Source organism: Gottfriedia acidiceleris, assembly GCF_023115465.1.
Classification (GTDB): Bacteria; Bacillota; Bacilli; order Bacillales; family Bacillaceae_G; genus Gottfriedia; species Gottfriedia acidiceleris_B.
This window is the reverse complement of sequence record NZ_CP096034.1, coordinates 2,429,601-2,453,397: the sequence shown is the minus strand read 5'-3', so window position 1 is coordinate 2,453,397 and position 23,797 is coordinate 2,429,601. Positions and strand designations below refer to the sequence as shown.

The following is a 23,797-nucleotide window of genomic DNA, read 5'->3' as shown; positions in this document are numbered from 1 at the left end:
ATGGAGAAATTTCGTATTATTCACCTTTTATTGATGCAACTATAAAAGGTGAAGTGCTTTAATTAAAATTTAGATAGATTTGGGGCGGTTAGTTTTGTGGAATGCCCAAAATCTTTAATTGATTAAAAAATAATATAGGATTCTTATTTTTTATTAAATAACAAAAAAATTGTGTGAATCTTTACATTTCCCCAAATTAAATATATAAATTTTTTCTTTAGACCATATTTTCAATAAATTATTCTTATAAATTTCACAAAAATCTTCATTTTCAAACATTATAATTATTTAAATTGTCGGTTTTTGTAAAAAAGAAAATAGTTACTTTTTATCAAATTCCCCAATACACTTCGAAATACAACCTATATATAATGTTAATTAAGTGATTATTCTGAATATTAATTTAATCGATTGCTAGCTTTGATTTAGAAGAAATCCTAGATTTATTTGAGAAGGAGCGATTTGATGAGGAACAAAAAAAACAAAAAAATCATCAAGGTAATCACCACTGGGGTGATAACGACATCTTTATTGTCAACTAGTTTGATACTTAACGAAAAAACATTTGCGGTGTCAGATTCCAATTCTAGCATAAAGGATATTGACAGTTACATAAAAAATATATCCGATGCTGACAGAGATAGAATTCATAGTATGCAAGAGATGGATTTTGATAAACTGAAACTCTCAACTGATGTGAATTTGAAGGTGGATACACCTCTAAATGTCATTGTTCAGTTTAAACAGGATCCAACAGAGGTAGATTTTAAGAAAAAGAAAGCCAATGGCATCAAAGCTTCATTAGATGACTCCATGAATTTGGTTAATGAATCCCATAAAAAATTTAAGGATCAGCTAAATGGAAATTCAAAATTAAATAATTCCTTTGAAATCAATAAGGAATACAAGCATGCTTTTAATGGCGTGTCCATGACCTTACCTGCAAACCAGGTACAAGAATTAATAAATATGGATACTGTTCAAGCTGTTTATGAAAATAAAGAGGTTTCAATTGAGCCAAACGTGGAGCAAGAAGTAGAATCAACAAGCAGCAGTTCAACTTTAACTCAGGATAACATTAATCAAATTGGTGCTAACAAGTTACATAAGGAAGGAATTACTGGAAAAGGTATAAAGGTTGGAGTCATTGATACAGGAATCGATTATACACACCCAGATCTAAAAGACGTTTACAAAGGTGGATATGATTTCGTCAGTAACGATTCAGACCCAATGGAAACAACTTATCAAGATTTTCAAAAATCAGGAAGTCCACAATTTAATTTGCTTACTGGTGCATCATACTGGACAAACCATGGAACACACGTTTCTGGGATTATTGCTGGTACTGGGAAAAATTCTTCTGAATTCGCTATAACTGGTGTAGCTCCAGATGTAGAGCTATATGGATATAAAGTATTGGGACCATATGGAACAGGTTTTACTGATGCAATTTTAGCAGGGATTGATAGAGCTGTACAAGATAAAATGGACGTTATTAATTTGTCATTGGGGACTGATGTTACCGATCCGCTAAATCCAATGTCACTCGCCATCAACAATGCAACCCTTGCTGGAACGGTTTGCGTTATTGCGGCCGGGAATTACGGAGCACCATATTCAATCGGAAATCCAGCTGCATCACCACTAGGTATATCTGTTGGTGCAAACAGCTCTGATGTTACAGCAGAAACTAGTAATGGAGTGGTAAGTTCAGCAACTGAAACTCTTAATCTAAATAATATGAGAATGATGGCTTTAGATTATTATACTAGTATTAATACACTGAAAGGGTCTACTATTCCAATTGTATATGTTGGTAAAGGAGATATTCCTGACTATAAAGGTTTAGATGTCAGAGATAAAATTGTACTTATTGAACGTGGTAATACAACATTAAATGCTAAAATTTCTTTAGCGAAGGCAAATGGTGCAAAAGCAGTTATGCTATACAATAATGTTTCCACTGAAGACTATATTCCTTACTATTTTGGCTACTCCTTTGACTACTGCCCAACGTTTAACCTTTTAAATGAAGAGGGAACTAAAATAATTAATATGCTAAAAAGTGGACAAGTAAATCTAAACATTAAAGATTTTGGAAAAATGACGATCCCTGGAGATAAGTTAGCAGACTTTAGCTCTAGGGGGCCAGGAAGTAGGGATTATGATATTAAACCTGAAGTCACGGCTCCTGGAGTTGGAGTGTTCTCTTCAATCCCAGCTTATGCAAACGGAGCAGGTCATAGAGCTGACTATCAGCATGCTTATGCTAGATTCTCAGGTACGTCAATGGCAGCTCCGCATGTTGCAGGTTCTGCTGCCTTGATTTTACAAACACATCCTGAATATACACCTGCAGAAGTTAAACAAGCTCTGATGAATACGGCCGAAAATTTAAATGGCTCCTATAGTGTATTTGAACAAGGATCTGGAAGAATTAATACATATGAAGCTGTTCATTCTGCTGTTAAAGTTAGTGTGAATGATGAAATATCAACCATACAAAATAATCAACTAGTTAATAAACCACAGTCAGCAGGGGATATCGCTTACGGTCCTATTCCTGATTCTAAAAAAGATAATAAAATTAGAAAATCAATTGATATTACAAATAGCTCTAATACTGAAAAGTCATTTGACATAAAGGTTGTATTTAATCAAGGTGGAGAAATGTCACAGAATGCTGCAAAAAATGGTGTAAATATGGATATCGCTTCGGAAGTAACAGTAACACCAAATTCATATTCTTCCGTTAAATCGACTCTAACAATACCAAAAGACGCTGAGCTTGGTTTATATGAAGGTTATATTTACTTTACAAATAAAAATGATAGCAACGAAGTTTATCAAATTCCATTTGGATTTAAGAAGATACACGAAGGAATAAGTGAATTTGAAGTACCATTTAAATCATTTGCGACTAGAAGAGATATGAATACTAACTACATGGGATATACTCCGATTGGATTCAGTTTCTCAAGTCGAATGAACGATGTTGATATTGTATTAAAAAATGCAGATACTGGGGAAGAACTTGGGATTATCGATTCATACCATGGTGGGTATTTTAATGAAGATACGTTTTGGGGAGTAGAAGGTGGATTTGTTGGATTGTACTTCCCATTTACTGGTAATAAAGATCAACCTGTAAGTTTAATAAAGAAACTTGCGTCACCTGGTAGATATGAAATTGAATTAGTGGCACAAAACGAAGATGGGGATCTATTTAAAAAATCTGAGAAAGTAATGATTGAAAATACTCTTCCAACAATTAAAATGAATATGCCAGGTGGAGTATATGAAGTGGATGATACTGGTCTAAAAATAAGCGGAAATATTAATGATGATAATGTGGATGCAATGAATAATTTCGGAATAAATATAGACCAATCCTCTAACATGATTAATGTATTAACTACTTTTCCAACGGGGAACATTCCACTAACAATTGATAAGAATGGTAATTTTGAATATCAAAAAACGATTACACAAGGGAATAATACAACAATCTCACTTCAAGCATTTGATAATGCTATGAACAGCATTCAGGATCATCCAGATTTTGTCTACACATTGGTGAAAAAGGGAACTTCATATGTGAAATTAATGACTGATAAAAATAATGCCAAATACGGTGATACTTTTAAAGTAACTTTAAGCGAGCACAATATTAAAGATTTCATGGGTGGGGAATATACCCTCTCATATAATAATCAAGTATTTGAACTTCAGGGTGTGGAATTAAACAACCAACTTGTAAACGCTGCCCAAGCGAAGGGACTTACGGCTAACTTTACTAAAGTTGAAACAACTACTGGTACGATGAACAGTATTAAATTAATTCCACAATTAACTGGAACTACAACTTCTGGAATTAATGAAAGTATGGGAGTAATGAACCTTACTTTCAAAGTGAAGGACAATCCAACTGTCTACACAAAATGGATTCAACAACTTAACATCACTTCAGCAAAAGCATATGTATTAAATCAATCACCATTGTTTATAAATAAATTTGGTAGAGGGATTAATATCCTTCCAGCAACCTCTGTACTTGAAGGCGGTTTCTTACCAGATGGTTTTATCGCACCGGGTACCTTATGGCTTGATTACCAAAAGGACTATTCAATGGTGGGTGCAGAAGTATATATGATTGGTCAAGATGGAAAACGATATGATGCAACAGTTAACAGCTCTGCTAGATTTTCTATTAAGAATCTTCCCTTAATCAATCAATCCTATGAACTAGTTGTAAAGGTTCCTGGTCATTTTGAGAGACACACCAGAGTAGATGATTTAGTAGATTTATATGAAGGCCAGGCAGTAGGAAAACTAAAGTATATCTTCTACGGAACTACAAGAGCCGGAGACGTTAATAAAGATAATGTCATTGATATCATGGATGCTGTCTACATTATTAGCAAGCTTGGTACAAAAGATCGCGATGCAGATATCAATTTTGATGGTGTAGTAGATATGAAGGATATACAGTTTGTGAAAGGTAATTACCTGTTATTAAATCCAGACTTTACAATCCATAAGCAACCAACTAAAATTTATAAAGGAAAGACATTAGAAGATATTCTTAAACCTTTGGGATTAAACTAAAAAAGTATTTGAAGAAATTTTTGCCGCCAGCTAATTTAGTTGGTGGTTTTTTTATTAATCTATTCTGATGAAAATATAAATTAATAACTAAGGTATTCAAGATGCACGAGGTTGTACTGATTCCGAAGCAGTGATTCATTATCCAAATTCTCAGACTCAAAATCCTAACCATTATTAATTCACATACAAAATTCAGGGCAGATCCATTACAGATGAATTTGACAATGTAAACCCAGTGAACAAAAATTTAGGGAAAACGACAGGTACGAGCAGTACGCCAAAGAAAACAGAAAATGTACCTGCAAACGAAACGGAAAATAGTAATGAAGATGTTAGTAAAGTGGATAGCAATCATAACGGAAGTATTACGATCGCTGAAGCGAAAGCTGCTGGCTTTGAAATGCTCATTACGCGCGAGAAGAAACACTAGACGGTTGTGTATATCCTGGTGCAATCTTACATTCAGATCTGGGATTTCATTAAGCATATCAATACTAATTGTTCTCTATCAAGAACATCTATTTGGTAAATCACACCAATTGAACCACCACTTTCATAAGCACAAAAAGGTGTCAGCATCAGATAGCACCCTAAAGGGATCAGGTTTGTTCCTGGTAATTTTCAACAATTTAGTTTTTATCAATCAAATTATTCAACTTGTGTAGAATGATTTTTCTATTAGTTTAAGAGTAAAAGTAGCCAGTACAGTGGCTGCTTTATTGATTAATAGAACAAATGATTAAAATTTAATTAAAATGACTTCATTTTTTATTTAAAATAACACTTTTTCTCTAATTAATTTTAAAAATCTCCCCAATTTCATCATCGGATATTCTTCTAAATACGACAATTGATTTGTAAATTTCTGTTGAAATCGATTTTTTTTATCTAAAAAAATAATATCATCTGTTTTCTTGTAGTTATTTGTCTAAAAAACGACAAGAACATCGAATTAAATTCCCCAATTTACTAATTCCGAGAAAATTCTTATTATTAAAAATATAGAACAGGTTAAAAAAAGGGAGAGAGTAGAATTGAATAAGTTGAAGAAAGTACCTTTCAAAGTTATGTCATCTGCAGTGCTTAGTGCGATGCTGTTATCATCAACAGTTGCATCGGCGGAAACGCAGGAAGAAGGTCAAAATGAAACAATCAGCTTGCAAGAAATCTTAAAAACAGGTCAAGAAATTTTACAAGCTGAACATCAACAAGGATCTGAAGAAATAAGCAATGATCCTATGGATTACCAAAACGTGCTTAAAAACAAAAGTCAACAATTCTCGCCAGACCAAAATGTACGCGTGATTGTTGAGTTAAATACTCCTTCGAATGAAACTAGTTCTTCATACGAAAAGGCCCAAGATGAAGTAATCGATAAATTACCAAAAGGTCAGTCTAAAACCGTTCGACACCGTTTCAATAAAGGTTTTAACGGATTCTCTATGGAAGCAAAATTCAAAGACTTAAAAGACATCCAAAAAATTGAAGGAGTCAAGCGCGTTCATATCGCACGTACTTTCACAGAAGCAGCAGATGAAAGCAAAGGCTTAGTCCAAGCGCAAAAAGTATGGCAATCTATGGGTTATGAAGGTGAAGGAATGCTAGTGGCAGTTGTTGACTCCGGTGTCGACTACAAGCACCAAGACATGACCTTAACTGACAAAGGTAGAGTTGCAGAAAAACTAACGTCTTCAAATATTGAAGCAAAGCTTGCTTCAACTGAAGCAAACGATGTTTGGTACACTGACAAGGTCCCAACAGGTTATGACTGGGCGGATAATGACAACGATGTATTCCCTGCAGGCAGTCCGCATGGTATGCACGTTTCGGGGATTATTTCAGCAAACGGAAATGAAGCAACTAACGGCGTAAAAGGAATCGCTCCAGGCGTGCAGATTTTAGCTGAGAAAGTGTTCTCTGATAAAGGAGGCGGCGCACAAGAAGATGATATCATTGCGGGAATCCAGCACGCAGTACAAATGGGCGCAGATGTTATTAACATGAGCTTAGGTACTGATGCAGGTCCTGTAAGCGAAAGTGAAGACCCGGTTCAAAAAACAATTCGTGAAGCAACAGAGCAAGGTGTATTAGTGGTAGTAGCAGGCGGTAATGCATCATATTCTTCAAAGAACAATATCATGATGAGTTCAGTATTACCATATGCTGATAATCCGGATACAGGAGTGGTTGGATCACCTGGCGTTAGCCCATTTGCGTTGTCGGTTGCAAGTTATGAAAATAACAACATTCAAATGAATACACTACACCTTTCAGATGGAAGTGAACTTTCATACCAAGACCAAACGTATTCTGGGTTTGTTTTAGGGAACAAGCTTGATCCGAACAAAGAGTACCAAGTGGTGTACGGTGTCGAAGGAAAAGACACGGACATCAAAAACTTGGATTTAACGGGTAAAATCATGATTTGCCAGCCGAAAACTACTTACGCCAATTGGTCATATGTGCAAACTTATGCGAAGAATAAAGGGGCCGTGGCAACGATTTTTGTTCCGCCGACTACTATGCAGGATTATCCGCAAGTCCAGCTTAATCCGTCGTCGATACCAGTTATTACGACTAGTAAGCCGAACGGACAAGATCTTATTGCTAAACTACAAACAGGACAAAATGTAACCTTAAAATTATCCAAAGGGACTTGGATTGACAATCCATTAAAGAACACTATTTCATACTTTTCTTCATGGGGAACGCCTGAAAATCTTGATTTCAAGCCTGAAATAACTGGTGTCGGCGGACAAATTTATTCTACGATTCCAAACAATAAATACCAAGTTATGAGCGGAACATCGATGGCAACTCCTCAAGTAGCAGGAGGAGCGGCGTTATTAATGGAATCTATGCGTAAAAAGGGTATAACGAAAAACGAAGATTCAGCTTTATTAGCAAAAATTGCACTGATGAATACAGCAAACATTATTGCAGACCCAAGAACAAATAACGCACTTCCGTATTCTCCACGTATGCAAGGTTCTGGCTTAATGGAGATTCAAAATGCGATTGATACGCCAGTATTGATACGTAACAAACGGGCTCCGCTTGAGCAAGCCGGAAGTGTAGCTCTTCACGAAATCGGTGACACTCATTTCAATATGAAACTTGAAATGCAAGCACTAGATGGCAAAGATGTTCCAGATTCAATGGAATATAAAGTCGTGGTCGACGTGTTAACAGACGAAAGAACACATGCGTCTTATGATTTAGAGCCGTTCGGTTTCAGCCCACGCGAAAATGATTATAACACAACAAAAATGACGCGTATCGATGGAGCAGACGTTCATGTGAACGGCGGAGAAGCGATTACGATCAAGCGTGGCAAGCAAAAAGAATTAAGCATTGATGTACAGCTTCCAGATAATATGAAGAAAAATACCTTCGTCGAAGGATTCGTTCGCTTGGTGCCAACATCTAATAATAAGAGCGACAAAGTTGTTCCGTTATCGATGCCATACATGGGCTTTTACGGGAAATGGGATGAGCCGAAAAACATTGACCCATCTCCTGAGAATAACAATGCGTTCTTAGGTTACACGACTCTTTGGGATGATATCACTGATTCACCGTTAGCACTGGATCCTGTGACACATAAATATAACGCAGGCCGTGTAGGTGTTTCACCATATTCTATTAATACAGGAGTCATTCCAACTTTCACGGTGCTACGTAACTTATCAAAGCTTGAAGCATATATCGCCGACAAAGACGGTAACCAAGTGCAATACTTAGGAGACTATAGCGAATTCACAGGAGAGCCGTGGAAATTCCAAAAAAATATTATGAGCACGGGCAATACGTACTACCCAATTATTGACATGGATCAATATTATTGGAAAGCGACAGATGAAAATGGAAATACTGTCCCGGACGGTGATTATAAATACGTGTTACGCTCGACTCTTGATTATCCAGGTGCAAGACCGCAAACTACTGAGATTCCGGTAAAAGTGGACTCAAAAGCCCCACACACATCAAATATTCAAGTGACACCAACAGCGGATGGAAAGTTCCAAATCTCGTTTGATGTAGCGGACAACGAAGGTGGAGTTGGATTCGGTCAAGCTGTTGTATACTTAGATGGTAATTATAACGTCCTGAAGCCAGGTGTAACGAGCATGATTGTAAAGAAAGCACCAAAGAGCATTATCGTGATGGCAGAAGACGCTGCATACAACGAAGGCTATACGGTATGGGGAGACACTTCGTACATTAGATCGGGTATGTTAATACAGTACTTGACAGTGCAAAACTATACGAAAGTAAACGAAAACAGTCCAGCAAAAGTCATCGCGTTCTCAGATAATAAACTAAAATGGACATTCTATATCAAGGACGTTAACGGAAATATTGTGTTTACAAAGGATTATGCACGTGAAAGTGAAATCCGATTCTCATGGGCGCCAGGTCCAGAAGTACCAAATGGAACTTATACGCTTTATGCGGAAGGCGAAAATGTGGAAGGATTTAAAGTTACATCAATTGCAACACAAAAGATTAACGTCGTACATTAATACGTGGAAGAAAGAGGGTCTCCAAAAGTCATACTTTTTGGAGACCTTCTTTTATTGCGGAAACGAAAACCCTAGACTACGCCTAGGGTTCTAAAAAGCTTATTGCGTGGAATTAAAAAATTCCCCCGAGGTGCTAAACTATTTTTGGTTCGCCAACCAAAGTAGCAGCATACGGAGGAATTTTTATGTCAAAAGACAGTAATAGTTTAGCACATTCAACTTAGAATTGTAATTATCACATCGTATTCGACTCGAAATACAGAAGGCAAGTCATTTACGGGGAAATTAAGAAAGATATAGTAGAAATACTCCGAACTTTATGTGAAAGAAAAGGTGTTGAGATTATAGAAGCTACAGCGTGTAGTTTAATGATATTTGATCGTCACGCGAATTATGTAGATACAGTTGGAAAAAACAAGAAGGGGATATAAGAATATAATCGAAATCAACTACAAGATGATGTAGTAGCGGAACAGTTAAGCATGATGGAATACATAGATCCATTTTCAGGTGAAGAGATACAGAAAAAGAACTCACATAGTAGTTATACAAGAAAACCTACTAACAATAAAATCAGCTACAAGTGTCATAAGAGCTCCTAAATTAAAAGTTAAGAAGTTTATTGACAAGAAAAAATGATAAGCTTATCGAAACTTGATATCTATTATAAAATTAAATGTTATATATATAGGATAAGATAAATTTATATTCATTATGATTTTCAGCGAATTTAATAAATAGAAAGGAGTTTACCATTGCACGAATCTCAATTTTCAGATAACCACCATTTTAAAGTTCCTCGGGGAGCATACTTATTTACAGTTCTAGTCATTGGTTCGCTACTTAGTATTATTTCGGAAAAATTAACACTAGGTCCTAGTTGGATAATAATTACTGTCGTAGTTATTCTGCTTGTACCAATGGTAATAAGTATAGTCCGTGGTCATCATGGTTGGACCCGTGTATTGTCCCTTTGTATAACAGGGGTAATTACATTAAGTTTAATCAGCAGTGTGTCATTTTTGATTTATGCAATGTTCCATCATTCAGCTAGTGCAGCAAGTTTATTCCGGAGTGCAGGCTTGCTATGGTTTATTAATATTGGGGTTTTTGCAGTATGGTATTGGGAAATCGACGGAGGAGGTCCGTTAAAGAGGCATAGTGGAAAAAGTGAACCAATCGATTTTTTATTTCCGCAAATGACCTCTGAAATCCCAGGATGGGAAAAGTGGACTCCATCATTATTTGATTATTTGTATCTTGCTTTCAATACAAATACAGCATTCAGTCCAACAGATACGATGGTTATTTCCAAAAGGGCAAAGATTCTTATGATGATTCAATCATCTATCTCCCTTCTTATAGTAGCAGTTTTAGCTGCACGAGCAATTAATATAGCCTAAGTAAACAATTTCCCTTAGGCAATGTGTGAATTTAATTAGTTCAATGTAACAAACGCATTTGTTCAATTAGAATATTTAAAGTCGATTTCAAAAAATGAACTCGGCTTTTTTAATTTAACTAATCAAACTCAAAATTTATTTTCAAATTAAGAATGTAATATACTTGATCTAATTTATAACCATATTGAGCAAACACATGCTATAAAAGTAGTTTATTTAAGATTAAAAATGAAAAGATGCTACACTCCTAAAATTTTATTATTCAATATAAATACTATATTTATATCTGTAATTTTGGTAATATAATAAAAAAGTAGTTTGAAAGAAAAAGTATTTAAAATAATTACTTCTTAATTTTCATCCTTGTATGAAATGAATAAAAAATGTCCACTAGGTTATTTGCATAAGATAGAATTACAAAAAGGATTTAGTCGTAATATTCACTAAGGATCTAGCTAACTTGGTACGAATTAATGTTTAGCTACAAATTGATGAAGGCGTTTTCAATTGTGAATAAGAAAAATCAAAATATAATAACGAAGTAAAACTAAGAAAAATAATGATGATGATTGGGGAGAAGAAGATGAAATTCAAGGCAAAAAAGATAGCTGAGTTAGGGGAACATGTCTTTTTTAAGAATGGAATTAAAGGGGTTGTTGAGAAGGTCAATGAAAATACAGTTATTGTAAATATAATTGATAATGTAACGGAATTGGCGTTTGAAGGAAACAGAACAGTTATAGCACATAAAAATTACAAAGTGATTGATGGTGTATGAAGGAAAAGTAAAGTCAGTTATACTTCAGTTATTAAAAAATATATTTAAATATTCTAAAAATTGAAAATGTAAGCGTTTTCTGTTATACTAAATAAAGGTGGATGGCATGTGTGGCTATCATCGTATTTGGCGTAGGTGGGGCCAATACAAAGGACAAATGAAATAGTATATGTGATGTAAATTGTTAATGCTTTTGAAAAGTGATGAATTGATAAAAAGTAATAAGCGTAATAATGTAATTGGATAAAAAGAAAGTACTGGATAGTTTTAAAAGGCTATCCAGTTTTTGTTGTGTAAACGAAAACCCTAGGCTAGGCTAGCATACGATTACGGCAGTTTAAATAATATTCGGATCGTAGGAAAAGGGACTATTGATGGGAAGGCTGGAAAAAAGATAAAAATAATCCTACCAAAGCATTGCCTACATGAGAAGTAAATAAGAATAAATATAATCTCATATTCTCGATATTTTTTCTATATTTCCCCTTAAGACCTTGTGAAGTTATCGAGCCGAACCGATATTAAAACCTTACCGGAACTTTAACGGTTCAATTTTCATCATGTAAAAAAGAAGAATTAGCAAATTTTATGCAATTAATTTCATCTTAAATCAACGAAGCCTCACGTAGACCTAAAAAAATAAACTTGATATAATCATTTAAAGGTATGATTTCGAACGTTCAAAATGACATACATTTATTAGTGAGTGAAATCGTTTAGTGTTGTTACATGAATACTTTTAGGAGGTCTATTTACATGGAGAATAAAATAAGAAATATTGTCGCTAGTTTAACTTCAGTAATAGTCGAGGAAATATAGTGGAAACATTTATTTTCGGTTTTTATGGTATCCAAATTTTATTTCTCATTATTTGTTTATTGCTAGGTTATTTTATTTACGATAAACGTTTTAATCGAAATCATGGAAACCAAATACCAGAAGGATTTCAACGAACTAGTGAAGTTAATATTGATCCTGTAACAGGAGAAAAAACAAGAGTTTACTATAATCCAGATACAGGTGAACGATTTTATAAAAAAGAAAAGTGATAATTTAAAAACGCCCTTTTGGGGCGTTTTTGTCTTGAAAATCAAGTTTATTTGATCGTTGAGTTAATCAATTCAAGCATATCATTAAAATCAAACGGAGATTTCGATTTTACGGTCTCAGCAAATTGAGATACAAGTTTTAATGTTTCAATGCTTTCAATTGGATGGTGGCCAGCAGCACTTTCAGCGGATAGCATGACGGCGTTGGTCCCATCCATCACAGCTTGAAATACATCCGTTACTTCAGCTCTTGTTGGAAGTGAATTATCTACCATTGATTGTAACATTTGAGTTGCTGTGACCACATATGTCCCATTTGAATTACACTCATGGATTATGGCTCTTTGTAAAAGAGGAATCCATTGATAGGGCACTTCAACACCTAAATCACCACGAGCAATCATAATTGCATCTGTTTCTTTATTAATTTCTTGGAAATTTTTAATTGCTTCAATCGTTTCAATTTTTGCGATTAATTGAGGAGTTTTATCACTTTTTGAATTCATAAAACGTCTGATTTCTTGTAAATGCGATGCCCGTCGAATAAATGAGCATGCAATATAATCTAAGCCTTCTTGCAAAATGAATTCGATGTCTTTTTGGTCCTTTTCCGTAATAGCAGGTAAACTTGTAACGACTCCGGGTAAATTCACGCCTTTATGCGAAGAAATTTCGCCACCAGTTTTCACAGAAGTGACAATTTTATTTTGTTCTATATTTTCAACGTTTAACTCCACTGCACCATCATTAATTAAAATACGATCTCCTTGTTTCACATCATTTATTAACCCTTTATAATCAACACTTGATTGATGAAGATCACCAGTAATTTTATCAATCACGAGTGTAAAAGTTTGATTAGGTTCAAGATTTATTTTTTCCCCTTCAATTTTTCCTAATCGAATTTTTGGACCTTGGAGGTCTCCTAAAATCTTAATTTTTTTTCCTGTCTCTTTTCTAATAGATTTAATTAGTTCAATCACATTGTGATGACTTTCATGTGTTCCGTGTGAAAAATTTAGTCTTGCGATTGTCATGCCATGCTCAATCAATTCAGACAGTATTTTTTTATCAAAACTAGCTGGTCCAATCGTACAAATTCGATCGATTGTCATTTGATATCGCCTCCATTTACTGGAATTATTATACCCAAGATAAAGTAGAAGAATCTAAATAATTAAGAAGAAAATCTCAATCATCTACATTTCTAAATTTTGACATTTTTCTACGCTTTATAGAAGGAATTCGTGTAACTATTGTAGAACACTACTATTCGATCAATATTTAGATGAGGTGAATCAACTAGTGATTAAACAAGATGAATTAAAAGTTGTAATTGGGGCAGGTGAGTATAACAATAATCCAACATGGATTCAAACTCAGGAAGAAGAACTTAATTTATTAGTTAGGTCAACTTGGGAAAATAAGTTCGAGAAAAATTCTATAAAAGCTATTTTAGCTGAACATGTTTGGGAACATCTTACTTATGATGAAGGATTAGAGGCTGCTAAAATTTGTTATGATTATTTAAAACCATCTGGCTATATTCGTTGTGCGGTACCAGATGGATTTTTTCAAGACGAAACTTATCAAAGTATTGTTAAAGTTGGTGGACCAGGACCAAAAGATCATCCTGCAGCAAGCCATAAAATTGTCTATAAATATAACACCCTAGTTAACATGTTTGAAACAGCGGGTTTTGAAGTAACACTACTTGAATATTGTGATGAAGAAGGAAATTTTCATTTTAAAGAATGGGATGGCAAGGATGGTGTTATTTACCGTTCAAAAAAATATGATCCTAGAAATCACGGGGAAAAAGTGCTGTTTCCGTCAATTATTGTAGATGCAGTAAAGTGATAATTTAACAAAGATATCATTTTCTTAAACACAAAGAACTGAAGCCTTACTTCAGTTCTTTTAAAAAGATTTAATTAGTAGATCATGATATCTCTAATTTCTTTCGTTATTCGTTCGATTTGACCTTGAAACATCATAGATGGTATGAAAATAGATTCTTCTGGATGGTTAATTACTAAATAAGCACTATGTGATGGTGTTTCTTTAAAGCGATATTGTAAATTAACACGTGTAATATGATGAGCGGGTATCGTTCGTTTAAAACCCCAATGTTCGTATGTAACACCGTGATCGTTTATTCTAATAACCATACTACGAGTATAGCCGATATAGGCTAGAAAGATTAAGGATACTATAGTCATGATCATATATGGCTTAATCGTATTGGGAAATCCATGCCTTTGTACATAAAAGATGAAAGTAATCATACAAATCGTAAACAATATTGCAACTAAAAAATTGGAAAGCCTTCCACTACTTCTAAATTCCACTTTTGATACACCTCTTTCATATTAATATAGTTTTGTCGAAAACTTTAAATATTAACATTAAGATGATCTCTTTTAGTAAGAATCAATAATCATTTTTATAACTGATTTTTATCCACACTAATTAAAGTAGTACATAAACAATCCTTTTTTCTATTAAAATTAAGAATACAAGTACAAGGAGTATATGATGAAAATACAACCGCAGAAATTTACAATAAATGGCCTTCAATATATTATTAGACATGCAGTACTTACTGACGCGAAACAATTATCTAGTTTGAGAGTGCAGATTGACGGAGAGACAGAAAATTTAGACAGAGAAGCTGGAGAAGCATTTATTGATCCAAAAGGCTTTGAACAATTAATTAACTCTGATATAGAAACGATTAATAATTTATTTTTAGTAGCAGAAGTTGAAGATAAAATAATAGGTTTTTCTAGATGTGAAGGTAATCAATTAAAAAGACTTTCTCATAAAGTAGAGTTTGGAGTTTGCATCTTAAAAAAATTTTGGGGATACGGAATTGGTAAAAATCTTTTAAAACAATCAATAACTTGGGCGGATGCTAGTGATCTCCATAAAATAAATTTGTGTGTTTTAGAAACGAATGAAAAAGCAATTAAACTTTATAAAAAGTTAGGCTTTGAAGTTGAAGGAGTATTAAAAAACGATAAGGTTCTTTCTGATGGAAGATTTTATAATACAATATTAATGGGTAGATTTAATAAATGAATGTAATAAAAAGAGGCGATTAAAGTACTTTTTCACCCATTTGATAAATTAAATTAATTTCTAATTAATATAAGAGAGGTTATGAAATACATTTTCACTATTATAAAATGAATATTCTGAAAAATCTAGTGTTTTATACGTTTTGCTAGGATTTATAATCAAGCAAATCACTTTTTTTATAAATGAAGGAATGTATGACTTGAAGTAGAATTTATTAACCGGGAGCTTAATCGGAACCAAATTGTAAAAGATAAGTTAGAGATAAGAAGTGATTAAATCAAAATTTTAAAAAGAGGTGTTTTTAATGATTTTAGGTATCAACCCTTATTTAATATTGAATGGGAATGGACAGGAAGCAGTTTCATTTTATGAACATGCATTCAATACAAAAACTCTTGTTCTTCAAAGATTTGGTGACATGCCTGGAGAAGAAAATACAACATTATCGGATGAGGAAAAAAATCGTATCTTACATGCCCATCTGAAAGTTGGAACAACAGATTTAATGATTTCTGACACATTTACAGGTCTACCTTATCAAATTGGCGACCAAACCACCTTAGCTATTTTAATTAGTGACGTTGAATCAACCAAAGAAGTTTTCAGTAAATTGCAAGATGGTGGGAAAGTAATCATATCTTTACACGAAACTTTTTGGAGTCCTTTATACGGACAAGTAACCGATAAATTCGGTGTTACATGGCAGATTTCAACTCAGTCAAATCAATAGTGAGCTCGCCATTAAAAGTATATGTTTAGAGATGAGCCTCTATGGAAAAAATCTTTTACTAAAAAAAAGTTAGAATTGCAACAAAAATTACAAAAAAAGAGTTAATTGTAGACTGCACCCCTTAAAGTTGATGTTGAAAAACCCATAGTAGGGCAACATTGATTTTAAGGGGTGTTTCTTATGGAGAAAAAAAGGTCAAATTATTTCATAAATATATAGGTTTGGAATCGTACCCAAAGCTTTGATTATATTTAGAGATTATAGAGAATACCAATTTGAAACTACTTACTACGGTAGAACATCGGTGAATTCTCCCTTCATCTATTGCGCTCAATTACTCGAAAAATTAAAGAGCAGAAAGAGAGTCTTTTGTATAAATATATTTATGGCAAACCTGTTATTTTCTAATTTGTATTATAGTGATTTGAAGCTTAAACTATTTCTTGTAAGAAAAATTAAAATAACTTTTTGGAGGAGATAGTATGTCAAAACATATATTAATGGTTGTAACAACAGAGGATAAAATGAAAGATGGCCACGCAACCGGACTATGGCTTTCTGAATTTGGAGAAGCATATGTAGAGTTTGATAAACTAGGTTTTCAAGTAACTGTAGCAAGCCCAAAAGGTGGAAAAGCTCCTATAGATGCACGTAGCTTAGAAGGAGAAGTTCCACAAGAAATATTAGATACAGCTAAATATTTAGAAAATACATTAAAACTAGATGAAATTACAGACAGCTCTAATTTTGATGCAATATTTTTACCAGGTGGTCACGGGACGATGTTCGACTTACCGGAGAATATAAAATTACAAGCATTAATTCGTGAATTGTATGAAGGTGGTAAAATTGTAGCTGCTGTTTGTCATGGTCCAGCTGGATTGATTGGTGTAACTTTATCAGATGGTACTCCTTTAGTAGCAAATAAAACGATAGCAGCATTTACAGATGAAGATGAAGAGGAATACGAAACAACATTAGATCGTTTTATGCCATTCTTATTAGAAACACGCTTACGTGAACTAGGAGCAAATGTAATCGTAGCACCTAACTGGACAAGTAACATTAAAGTAGACGGAAATTTAATTACTGGTCAAAACCCACAATCTACTGTAGGAGTTGCTAAAGAAGTAGTGCAAAAGTTAGCTTAATAAGTTCAAAATAATGTCTGTATGAAGCACCAGTGTTTCATGCAGACTTTTGAAATTTTAAATAAGAGGTGTATTTAGAATGAAAGCTTTATTACTTAAAGATAAAAATTTATGGACAGAAATGAAAATAGAAGAAATTGAGAAGCCGACTGCACAAAAAGGTGAAGTGGTTGTTGAAGTAGCGGCTGCCGGGTTAAACCCAGTTGATTATAAAACAGCAACGAATGGAAATCCGAAATGGAGTTATCCTCATATTTTAGGTCTTGATGTTGCCGGTACAATTTCAGAAATTGGAGAAGGGGTTACAGGTTGGAACTTAGGGGACAGAGTTGTTTATCATGGTGATTTTACGAAAAATGGTGGTTTTGCTCAATTTGCAGTAACAACAGCTCATACAATTTCTAGAATTCCAGATACAGTATCATTCGAAGAAGCGGCTGCTCTACCTACAGCTGGGTATACTGCATATCAAGCTCTTTACCGTAAATTACCAATGAACCATATTGAAACAATATTAGTTCATGGTGGTGCTGGTGGCGTTGGTGGATTTGCTGTACAACTTGCAAAAAAATTAGGCAAAACTGTTATTTCAACAGCATCTGCTCACAATAATGAATACGTAAGATCTTTAGGTGCAGATTATGTAATTGATTATAGAGAAGAAAATATAGAAGAAAAAGTAAAAGAAATAACGAAAGGAAGAGGAGTAGATGCTGTACTAGATACAGTAAGCCGAGAAAATGCAACAGCTTCTCTTGATTATATTTCATATGGTGGTCACATAGCGTATATTGCTGGAGCACCAGATTTTTCTAAAATAAAGCCGTTTACACAAGTAATTTCTTATCACGAAATAGCCTTAAATGCAGTACATCATGGTGATGATTTTATTGCACAACAAGATCTAGGAAAAATGGGAAATGAATTATTGGCATTACTAGCTCAAAAGGAAATTTCTCCAATGATTTCTAAAGTGATTTCATTAGAAGAAATACCTTCAGCTTTACTAGAACTTTCCAAACGTCATGTAAAGGGCAAAATAGTAGCAAAAATTAAATAAAAAGAAGAGGTATATATGAATAAGTTTATTTTTAATAACCCAACAAAATTAATTTTCGGAAAAGGTCAATTAACTGAATTAAAAAAAGAAATTCCGTTTTACGGTAAAAATGTACTTTTATTATACGGTGGTGGAAGCATTAAACAAAATGGACTTTATAGTAAGATAATAGCTTTATTAAAAGAAATCAATATAAATATTGTAGAATTGGGAGGCGTTGAACCAAATCCAAGGTTAACAACTGTAAACAAAGGGATTGAGTTAGTTAGAAAACATAATATTGACATTATTTTAGCAGTTGGTGGTGGTAGTGTTATTGATTGTGCAAAAGCGATTGCGGCAGGCTCTCATTATGATGGAGATGTTTGGGATATTGTAACTAAGAAAGTAATTCCTTCGAAAGCCATTCCAATTGGAACTATTTTAACGATTGCTGCGACTGGTTCAGAAATGAATGGTGGAGCTGTTATTACTAACTGGGAGGCACAAGATAAACGTTCATTTGGTTCAATCTATACTTACCCTAAATTTAGTATATTAGATCCAGAAGTAACATACTCAGTTCCATTAAATCAAACTATTTATGGGATAGTAGATATAATGTCTCACGTATTCGAGCAATACTTTCACAATTCTGAAAATGCTAATCTACAAGAACGATTTGGAGAATCTATTTTAAAAACAATGATTGAAGTAGCGCCAAAACTTGTAAATGATTTAACTAACTACGAAAATAGAGAAACGATGTTATTAAGTGGTACATTAGCATTAAATGGAACTCTGTCAATGGGGGTTCAATCAGACTGGGCTACACATATGATTGAGCATGCAGTTTCTGCTGTGTATGACATTCCTCATGGTGGAGGATTAGCAATCTTATTTCCTAATTGGATGGAATTTGTAGCAAAAAAACGTCCAGAACGGATTATCCAATTAGGGGAAAATGTATTTGAATTAAACTTTAGTAATAAAACAAAGAACGAGATGATTGAAGAGACAATCGAAGCATTTCGAAGTTTCTTAAAATCAATTGGTGCTCCAACAAAGCTTTCAGATTATGGAATTGACCACACACAAATTGATTTAATGGCAAAAAGAGCGATGGTGGCACCTACAATTGGAAACTATGTACCTTTAAATCAAGAAGATGTTAAAAACATATTATTAGCATCCCTATAATAAAGGAGAGATCGTTATGGACCGAATCATTGTCACAGCAATTCTTCGTGCAAAAGAACATAAGAAAAATGACTTAAAGCAAGAGCTTTTAATGATTCTTCCTCTGTCATTGGCTGAAGAAGGATGCTTAGAATATCGACTACATGAGTCTAGTGAAGATGAGAATACATTTGTATTTTATGAAGTGTGGGAAAATGAAGACGCATTTCAATCGCATATTCAATCAACTCATTATAAAACTTACCGACAAAATATAGAAAATTTAATTGAAGTGAGAAAAGTTTATACTTTAAATGAACTAAAAGAAAAGGTTATTTGATTGGGATTATGATAGATTTTGAATGGTACCGTAGTTTTATTAGTATTTATAAGCAGCGTTCTGTTTCAAAAGCAGCTGAATCTCGTATTATGACTCAACCTGCTATGAGTCAACATTTAGCAGCTTTAGAAGCAGAAATAGGAGAAGCTCTGTTTATAAGAGCCCCTAGAAAAATGATTCCGACCGAGAAGGGAAAAGAATTATACACAAAATTAATACCTTATATCGAAAATTTAGAGAGAATGTCGTTAGAAATAACCTATTCAAACATGGAGACTGAAATCCCGGTTGTTCGTATTGGTGCTCCTGGGGAATATTTTTCTAAACAATTATTAGAAAAATTAACTAAATTAAACATTAGATTTACTGTACAGTTTGATGTGACATTAAACTTATTAGAGATGTTACAGAATGATCAATTAGATCTTGTCATCGCAACACAAAAATTAGACTTACCTGGGATTAAATATGAAAAATTAGAAGAAGAAAAATTCGTATTAGTAGCTCCGTACAATATGTTACCAATTAAAGATGAATTAAATATAGAAAAAGTACTAACATCGTTAGATTGGATCAGTTATGGGTTAGAGTTGCCAATAATAAGAAGGTATTGGAAAAAATATTTTTCTAAACGTCCGGGATTACAACCTAAGTATGTTATTCCTGATTTACGTACAATTTTACAGTCAATCCAACTTGGGATGGGAGTAAGTTTGCTTCCGACCTATTTATTAGAAGACTCACTAAATTTAAAAAAAGTTAAAGTGTTACTTCCAGAAACCTATATAACAAATCAAATATCATTAGTATATAAAATGAAAGATCAAGATAATCCGTTATATAACGAGCTCTTTTCTTTAATAAAGGGAAATTACTAGAATAAATGTACTGTCTCGTAAATACTAGACACTATCAAACATTTGCGGGGTGTTATTGTAAATCTAGACACTTTTGATACAAAGAGTTGAGAAAGGGCTGTGGCAAGTACAATGATAACTTTAGGATTAAATAGGAAAAGACAAAAAGTAGCAGCCGATTCGGCGGCTTTTTTTGTAAGTTTTATTTTAGTATATGGAAGTGAAAAATAGTAATTTTTGTACTGTTACATTGACTGGCTTTCTAAACCTGCAGTAGATCTTCCAGTCTGTCGAAGAAATTTTTCCAAATTTGGGGATTTATATGCATAGAAACGCAACTAAAATTAGGAATTTAAAAAAGGAATTAAGAATAATAGAGTTTTTTAAACTTATAAATCTTGAATGATAGTTCAAAATGAAAATAAATTTCAGTTTTTTTAAAAAATAGAAAAAATTTTGAATTTAATCTTGTATTAGATTTAACCTGTGTTTATAATTTAAATTGAAAGCGTTAGCAAAAATTGGGCGAACTCCAAACTCCAATCAAGCCTTTACAGATGTATTTATAAAGATTGGTGTGTGAAAGATGCCTCAATATTTGAAAGGGGAGGAAATTATGGGTAAGCGATTGAAGGTTCTTTCGAGTTCTGTTTTGACTTCTAGTCTAGTATTCTCTTCACTTGGAGTGGTCAAAAGTCAGGCTGCGGAAAATACTAATCCAGTAAAAGTAGTGACTGTGGAGGATGCCTCAGGTAACCGTATGGCTGTAAATGGAGTTAATCAACTTGCAAACGACAACAAACTTATTCTGTTTAATGACACATTTAGTTATTATACAGAAACAAAAAAAGGCAGTGTGGAGGTCGTATTAGAAAAAAATGACCTTAATTCATACCGTGTGGTAAAGGATACAGATGGAGACAGCCCAATTCCAGAAGATGGTCTAGTTCTTTCAACTGGGGCTACAACAACTACAGAAATTAAGAATTTCCTAAATCAATTACAATCGGGAGACATTATCACATTATTTGAGCCAACTGAAAAGAAAGTGCAATTACAATCACAAGCCGTTAATCCTAGTAGGGAATCCAACCCTAATGGCGCCCCATTTGATGGATATCGTGGACCAGATCAACTTATTGTCTACACACCAGCGTTCGGAGAAACAACTAAAACGAACCAGTACGGATATGAAATTACAGTAGAAAATGGTTTTGTCACAAAATTAGGCGGTGGAGGATCCAAAATTCCAAAGAATGGTTTTGTTGTCAGTGGTCATGGAATAGCTTCAAGTTGGATTTCTACTAATTCTATTATTGGAGCAAAAGTAACGGTAGATGCGAATGGTGTTGTTGAAATCGTACAAGATGTGGAAAGCTTTCAGTTCCAATGTCAGCAAGCCATTGAACAAGCAAAAGCGTCAATAGATAAAGCGAAAGCTGATTATTTAGAAGTAGCAACTAAAAAAGCGGATGAGTCCTATCAAAAAGCAGTTGAATTGTTAAATCAAGCAGAATCACTTAAGTCAACCGACCCGGTTAAGTCTCTTGATTTAACAAGAAAATCCACACAGTTTGCTTATGATGCTTATTATTTTTCACTCCCTTCTAATAAGGCAGAGCAACGAGCAATTTGGTACAGACCTGAAGAAACAACTCTTGATGGGGTTAAACAGGTACTAGACAGAATGGAAAAAGCAGGGTTTAACTCTGTGTACTTAGAAACAACTTTCCACGGTTATACTATTTATCCTAGTAAGATGATGGAATTATATGGGTTCCCTTCACAACATCCAAGATTTAAAAATGCTGACTATGGTCCTTATGGAAAGGATTTGCTCGAAGCATATATCAAAGAAGGAAAGAAGCGTGGCTTATCTATACAGGCATGGACTGATGGATTTATGATTGGTGAAAGTAGTATTGGTACACCTCCTGAGTTTGAAAAGCATCCAGAGTGGGCAGCCATTCAACGTGATAATCATACTGGAAAACCAGCTCCAGACTCAAGTAGTAGATATTATTGGCTTGATATCGCCCAACCGGATGTGCAAAAGTTTATGCTGAGTATCTACAATGAGATGGAAAAGTCATACGATATCAAGGGATTGGATATTGACTATATGCGATACCCCCATCAGAAATTTGAAAAGAGTTACGGGTTTAGTGAAACAGTAAGAAGTATGTATAAGAAAGAGACTGGTATTGATCCTTATGATATTAATCCAACAACGGATCCACAAAAATGGGCTGATTGGTTAAATTGGCTAGAAACAAAAGAAAATGAATTTGTTGACAAGCTGCATACCCAAGCAAAATCAATCAATCCTAAATTCATGTTAACTGCTACACCAGAACCAGGTCCAGAGGCGTCACTGATTAGTGGTTGGAAGGATGATATCGACGGTGTCATTCCACAGGCATATGGCCATGACTTTAATAGCATACAAAAAACCGTACAAGCAAGTAAAGTATTAATGCCTGAAGGAACTATGTATTATACAGGTATATATTCCTTCTATCATCATCTCAGTGAAATGGCAAGCGTGAATGATGTCATGTCAGCGGCTCATGGTACATCGGGAGTTAATATGTTTGCATTCGGTCAGGCGAGTGCTCCATCAGTTGATGCCCTTGGGAAGGGACCATGGAGAGAAAAAGCAGTAAATCCAGGTGAAGAGCCTATTCTAGCTACTCAAACTATATTGAAAGAGATAGAAAAACTAATAGAAACTCTTTACGTTCCACAAGGTGCGGTTAACCGAGAGCAAGGAAATCGAATAAAACAGGGGATAATTCAGTTAAAAAAAGCGGTAGATAATGAACCGGAACAGTCTGCACCACTTTTTAATACAGTTATTGAAGAAATTGATAAAGCAGCTCAATCTAAGCAACTCAATCTAATCGTTGCTGAAAGAATGAAAGAGCAGCTACTAGAAGGTAAAACATGGGTTAACTATTCATTGAACAAACAGGATTAGTTGAAAAATGTAAAAACAGCTTTTTATAGTTCTATTTTTTGGTATTTCACTATTTACTAAAAATAATTTT

17 protein-coding genes and 1 pseudogene are annotated in these 23,797 nt (G+C 34.0%); 16 read left to right on the top strand and 2 right to left on the bottom strand.

What is annotated here, in order from left to right:
• Positions 1-465: 465 nt before the first annotated feature.
• The 7 genes and pseudogenes from MY490_RS11805 (at position 466) to MY490_RS11770 (ending at position 12,367) form a co-directional block, all read left to right on the top strand.
• Positions 466-4,611 carry a S8 family serine peptidase gene (locus MY490_RS11805; protein ID WP_248265894.1) on the top strand — a complete coding sequence of 1,382 codons (4,146 nt, stop codon included), beginning with the start codon at positions 466-468 and terminating at the stop codon, positions 4,609-4,611.
• Between the two features lie 235 nt (positions 4,612-4,846).
• Positions 4,847-5,041: a hypothetical protein gene (locus MY490_RS11800; protein WP_248265893.1), complete on the top strand. Its 195-nt coding sequence runs from the start codon at positions 4,847-4,849 to the stop codon at positions 5,039-5,041.
• Between the two features lie 604 nt (positions 5,042-5,645).
• Positions 5,646-9,137, top strand: a complete 3,492-nt coding sequence (locus tag MY490_RS22145) for a S8 family serine peptidase (protein ID WP_282439791.1) — start codon at positions 5,646-5,648, stop codon at positions 9,135-9,137.
• Between the two features lie 239 nt (positions 9,138-9,376).
• Positions 9,377-9,739: pseudogene (locus MY490_RS11785) on the top strand (transposase).
• 153 nt (positions 9,740-9,892) lie between these two features.
• Complete coding sequence (locus tag MY490_RS11780) at positions 9,893-10,540, top strand: DUF1345 domain-containing protein (RefSeq protein WP_248265892.1); 648 nt, start codon at positions 9,893-9,895, stop codon at positions 10,538-10,540.
• Between the two features lie 583 nt (positions 10,541-11,123).
• Positions 11,124-11,318 carry a DUF2187 family protein gene (locus tag MY490_RS11775; protein ID WP_248265891.1) on the top strand — a complete coding sequence of 65 codons (195 nt, stop codon included), beginning with the start codon at positions 11,124-11,126 and terminating at the stop codon, positions 11,316-11,318.
• Positions 11,319-12,136: 818 nt separating this feature from the next.
• Entirely contained in the window at positions 12,137-12,367 is a 231-nt protein-coding gene (locus MY490_RS11770) for a hypothetical protein (RefSeq protein WP_175403448.1), read from the top strand.
• A gap of 47 nt (positions 12,368-12,414) precedes the next feature.
• Here MY490_RS11770 and pyk read toward each other — a convergent pair whose 3' ends face one another.
• The gene (gene pyk / locus MY490_RS11765; protein ID WP_248265890.1) at positions 12,415-13,482 is read right to left on the bottom strand and encodes a pyruvate kinase; all 1,068 of its coding nucleotides are present in this window, start codon (positions 13,480-13,482) and stop codon (positions 12,415-12,417) included.
• Positions 13,483-13,660: 178 nt separating this feature from the next.
• Between pyk and MY490_RS11760 the strand changes: the two genes are divergently transcribed.
• Positions 13,661-14,227 carry a class I SAM-dependent methyltransferase gene (locus MY490_RS11760; RefSeq protein WP_248265889.1) on the top strand — a complete coding sequence of 189 codons (567 nt, stop codon included), beginning with the start codon at positions 13,661-13,663 and terminating at the stop codon, positions 14,225-14,227.
• A 74-nt stretch (positions 14,228-14,301) separates the two neighbouring features.
• Here MY490_RS11760 and MY490_RS11755 read toward each other — a convergent pair whose 3' ends face one another.
• The gene (locus tag MY490_RS11755) at positions 14,302-14,718 is read right to left on the bottom strand and encodes a hypothetical protein (protein ID WP_248265888.1); all 417 of its coding nucleotides are present in this window, start codon (positions 14,716-14,718) and stop codon (positions 14,302-14,304) included.
• A gap of 187 nt (positions 14,719-14,905) precedes the next feature.
• Here MY490_RS11755 and MY490_RS11750 point away from each other — a divergent pair, with 187 nt between their 5' ends.
• From MY490_RS11750 to MY490_RS11715, 8 genes are all read left to right on the top strand, one after another.
• Positions 14,906-15,451, top strand: coding sequence for a GNAT family N-acetyltransferase (locus MY490_RS11750; RefSeq protein ID WP_248265887.1), 546 nt, complete (start codon positions 14,906-14,908; stop codon positions 15,449-15,451).
• Positions 15,452-15,755: 304 nt separating this feature from the next.
• Positions 15,756-16,181 carry a VOC family protein gene (locus tag MY490_RS11745; protein WP_248265886.1) on the top strand — a complete coding sequence of 142 codons (426 nt, stop codon included), beginning with the start codon at positions 15,756-15,758 and terminating at the stop codon, positions 16,179-16,181.
• 482 nt (positions 16,182-16,663) lie between these two features.
• Positions 16,664-17,332 carry a type 1 glutamine amidotransferase domain-containing protein gene (locus MY490_RS11740; RefSeq protein WP_248265885.1) on the top strand — a complete coding sequence of 223 codons (669 nt, stop codon included), beginning with the start codon at positions 16,664-16,666 and terminating at the stop codon, positions 17,330-17,332.
• Between the two features lie 79 nt (positions 17,333-17,411).
• A complete protein-coding gene (locus MY490_RS11735) occupies positions 17,412-18,392 on the top strand; it encodes a zinc-binding dehydrogenase (protein WP_248265884.1) in 981 nt (326 codons plus the stop codon).
• A 15-nt stretch (positions 18,393-18,407) separates the two neighbouring features.
• Positions 18,408-19,571: an iron-containing alcohol dehydrogenase gene (locus MY490_RS11730; RefSeq protein WP_248265883.1), complete on the top strand. Its 1,164-nt coding sequence runs from the start codon at positions 18,408-18,410 to the stop codon at positions 19,569-19,571.
• 16 nt (positions 19,572-19,587) lie between these two features.
• Positions 19,588-19,890: a putative quinol monooxygenase gene (locus tag MY490_RS11725; RefSeq protein ID WP_248265882.1), complete on the top strand. Its 303-nt coding sequence runs from the start codon at positions 19,588-19,590 to the stop codon at positions 19,888-19,890.
• An 8-nt stretch (positions 19,891-19,898) separates the two neighbouring features.
• Positions 19,899-20,768 carry a LysR family transcriptional regulator gene (locus MY490_RS11720; RefSeq protein WP_248265881.1) on the top strand — a complete coding sequence of 290 codons (870 nt, stop codon included), beginning with the start codon at positions 19,899-19,901 and terminating at the stop codon, positions 20,766-20,768.
• A gap of 595 nt (positions 20,769-21,363) precedes the next feature.
• Positions 21,364-23,727, top strand: a complete 2,364-nt coding sequence (locus MY490_RS11715) for a glycoside hydrolase family 10-like protein (protein WP_248265880.1) — start codon at positions 21,364-21,366, stop codon at positions 23,725-23,727.
• The last annotated feature ends 70 nt before the right edge of the window (positions 23,728-23,797 follow it).

Coding starts and splice junctions, on each gene's coding strand:
- MY490_RS11805 (WP_248265894.1), top strand. CDS start 466: ATGAGGAACAAAAAAAACAAAAAAATCATCAAGGTAATCACCACTGGG.
- MY490_RS11775 (WP_248265891.1), top strand. CDS start 11,124: ATGAAATTCAAGGCAAAAAAGATAGCTGAGTTAGGGGAACATGTCTTT.
- pyk (WP_248265890.1), bottom strand. CDS start 13,482: ATGACAATCGATCGAATTTGTACGATTGGACCAGCTAGTTTTGATAAA.
- MY490_RS11750 (WP_248265887.1), top strand. CDS start 14,906: ATGAAAATACAACCGCAGAAATTTACAATAAATGGCCTTCAATATATT.
- MY490_RS11745 (WP_248265886.1), top strand. CDS start 15,756: ATGATTTTAGGTATCAACCCTTATTTAATATTGAATGGGAATGGACAG.
- MY490_RS11740 (WP_248265885.1), top strand. CDS start 16,664: ATGTCAAAACATATATTAATGGTTGTAACAACAGAGGATAAAATGAAA.
- MY490_RS11735 (WP_248265884.1), top strand. CDS start 17,412: ATGAAAGCTTTATTACTTAAAGATAAAAATTTATGGACAGAAATGAAA.
- MY490_RS11730 (WP_248265883.1), top strand. CDS start 18,408: ATGAATAAGTTTATTTTTAATAACCCAACAAAATTAATTTTCGGAAAA.
- MY490_RS11725 (WP_248265882.1), top strand. CDS start 19,588: ATGGACCGAATCATTGTCACAGCAATTCTTCGTGCAAAAGAACATAAG.
- MY490_RS11720 (WP_248265881.1), top strand. CDS start 19,899: ATGATAGATTTTGAATGGTACCGTAGTTTTATTAGTATTTATAAGCAG.
- MY490_RS11715 (WP_248265880.1), top strand. CDS start 21,364: ATGGGTAAGCGATTGAAGGTTCTTTCGAGTTCTGTTTTGACTTCTAGT.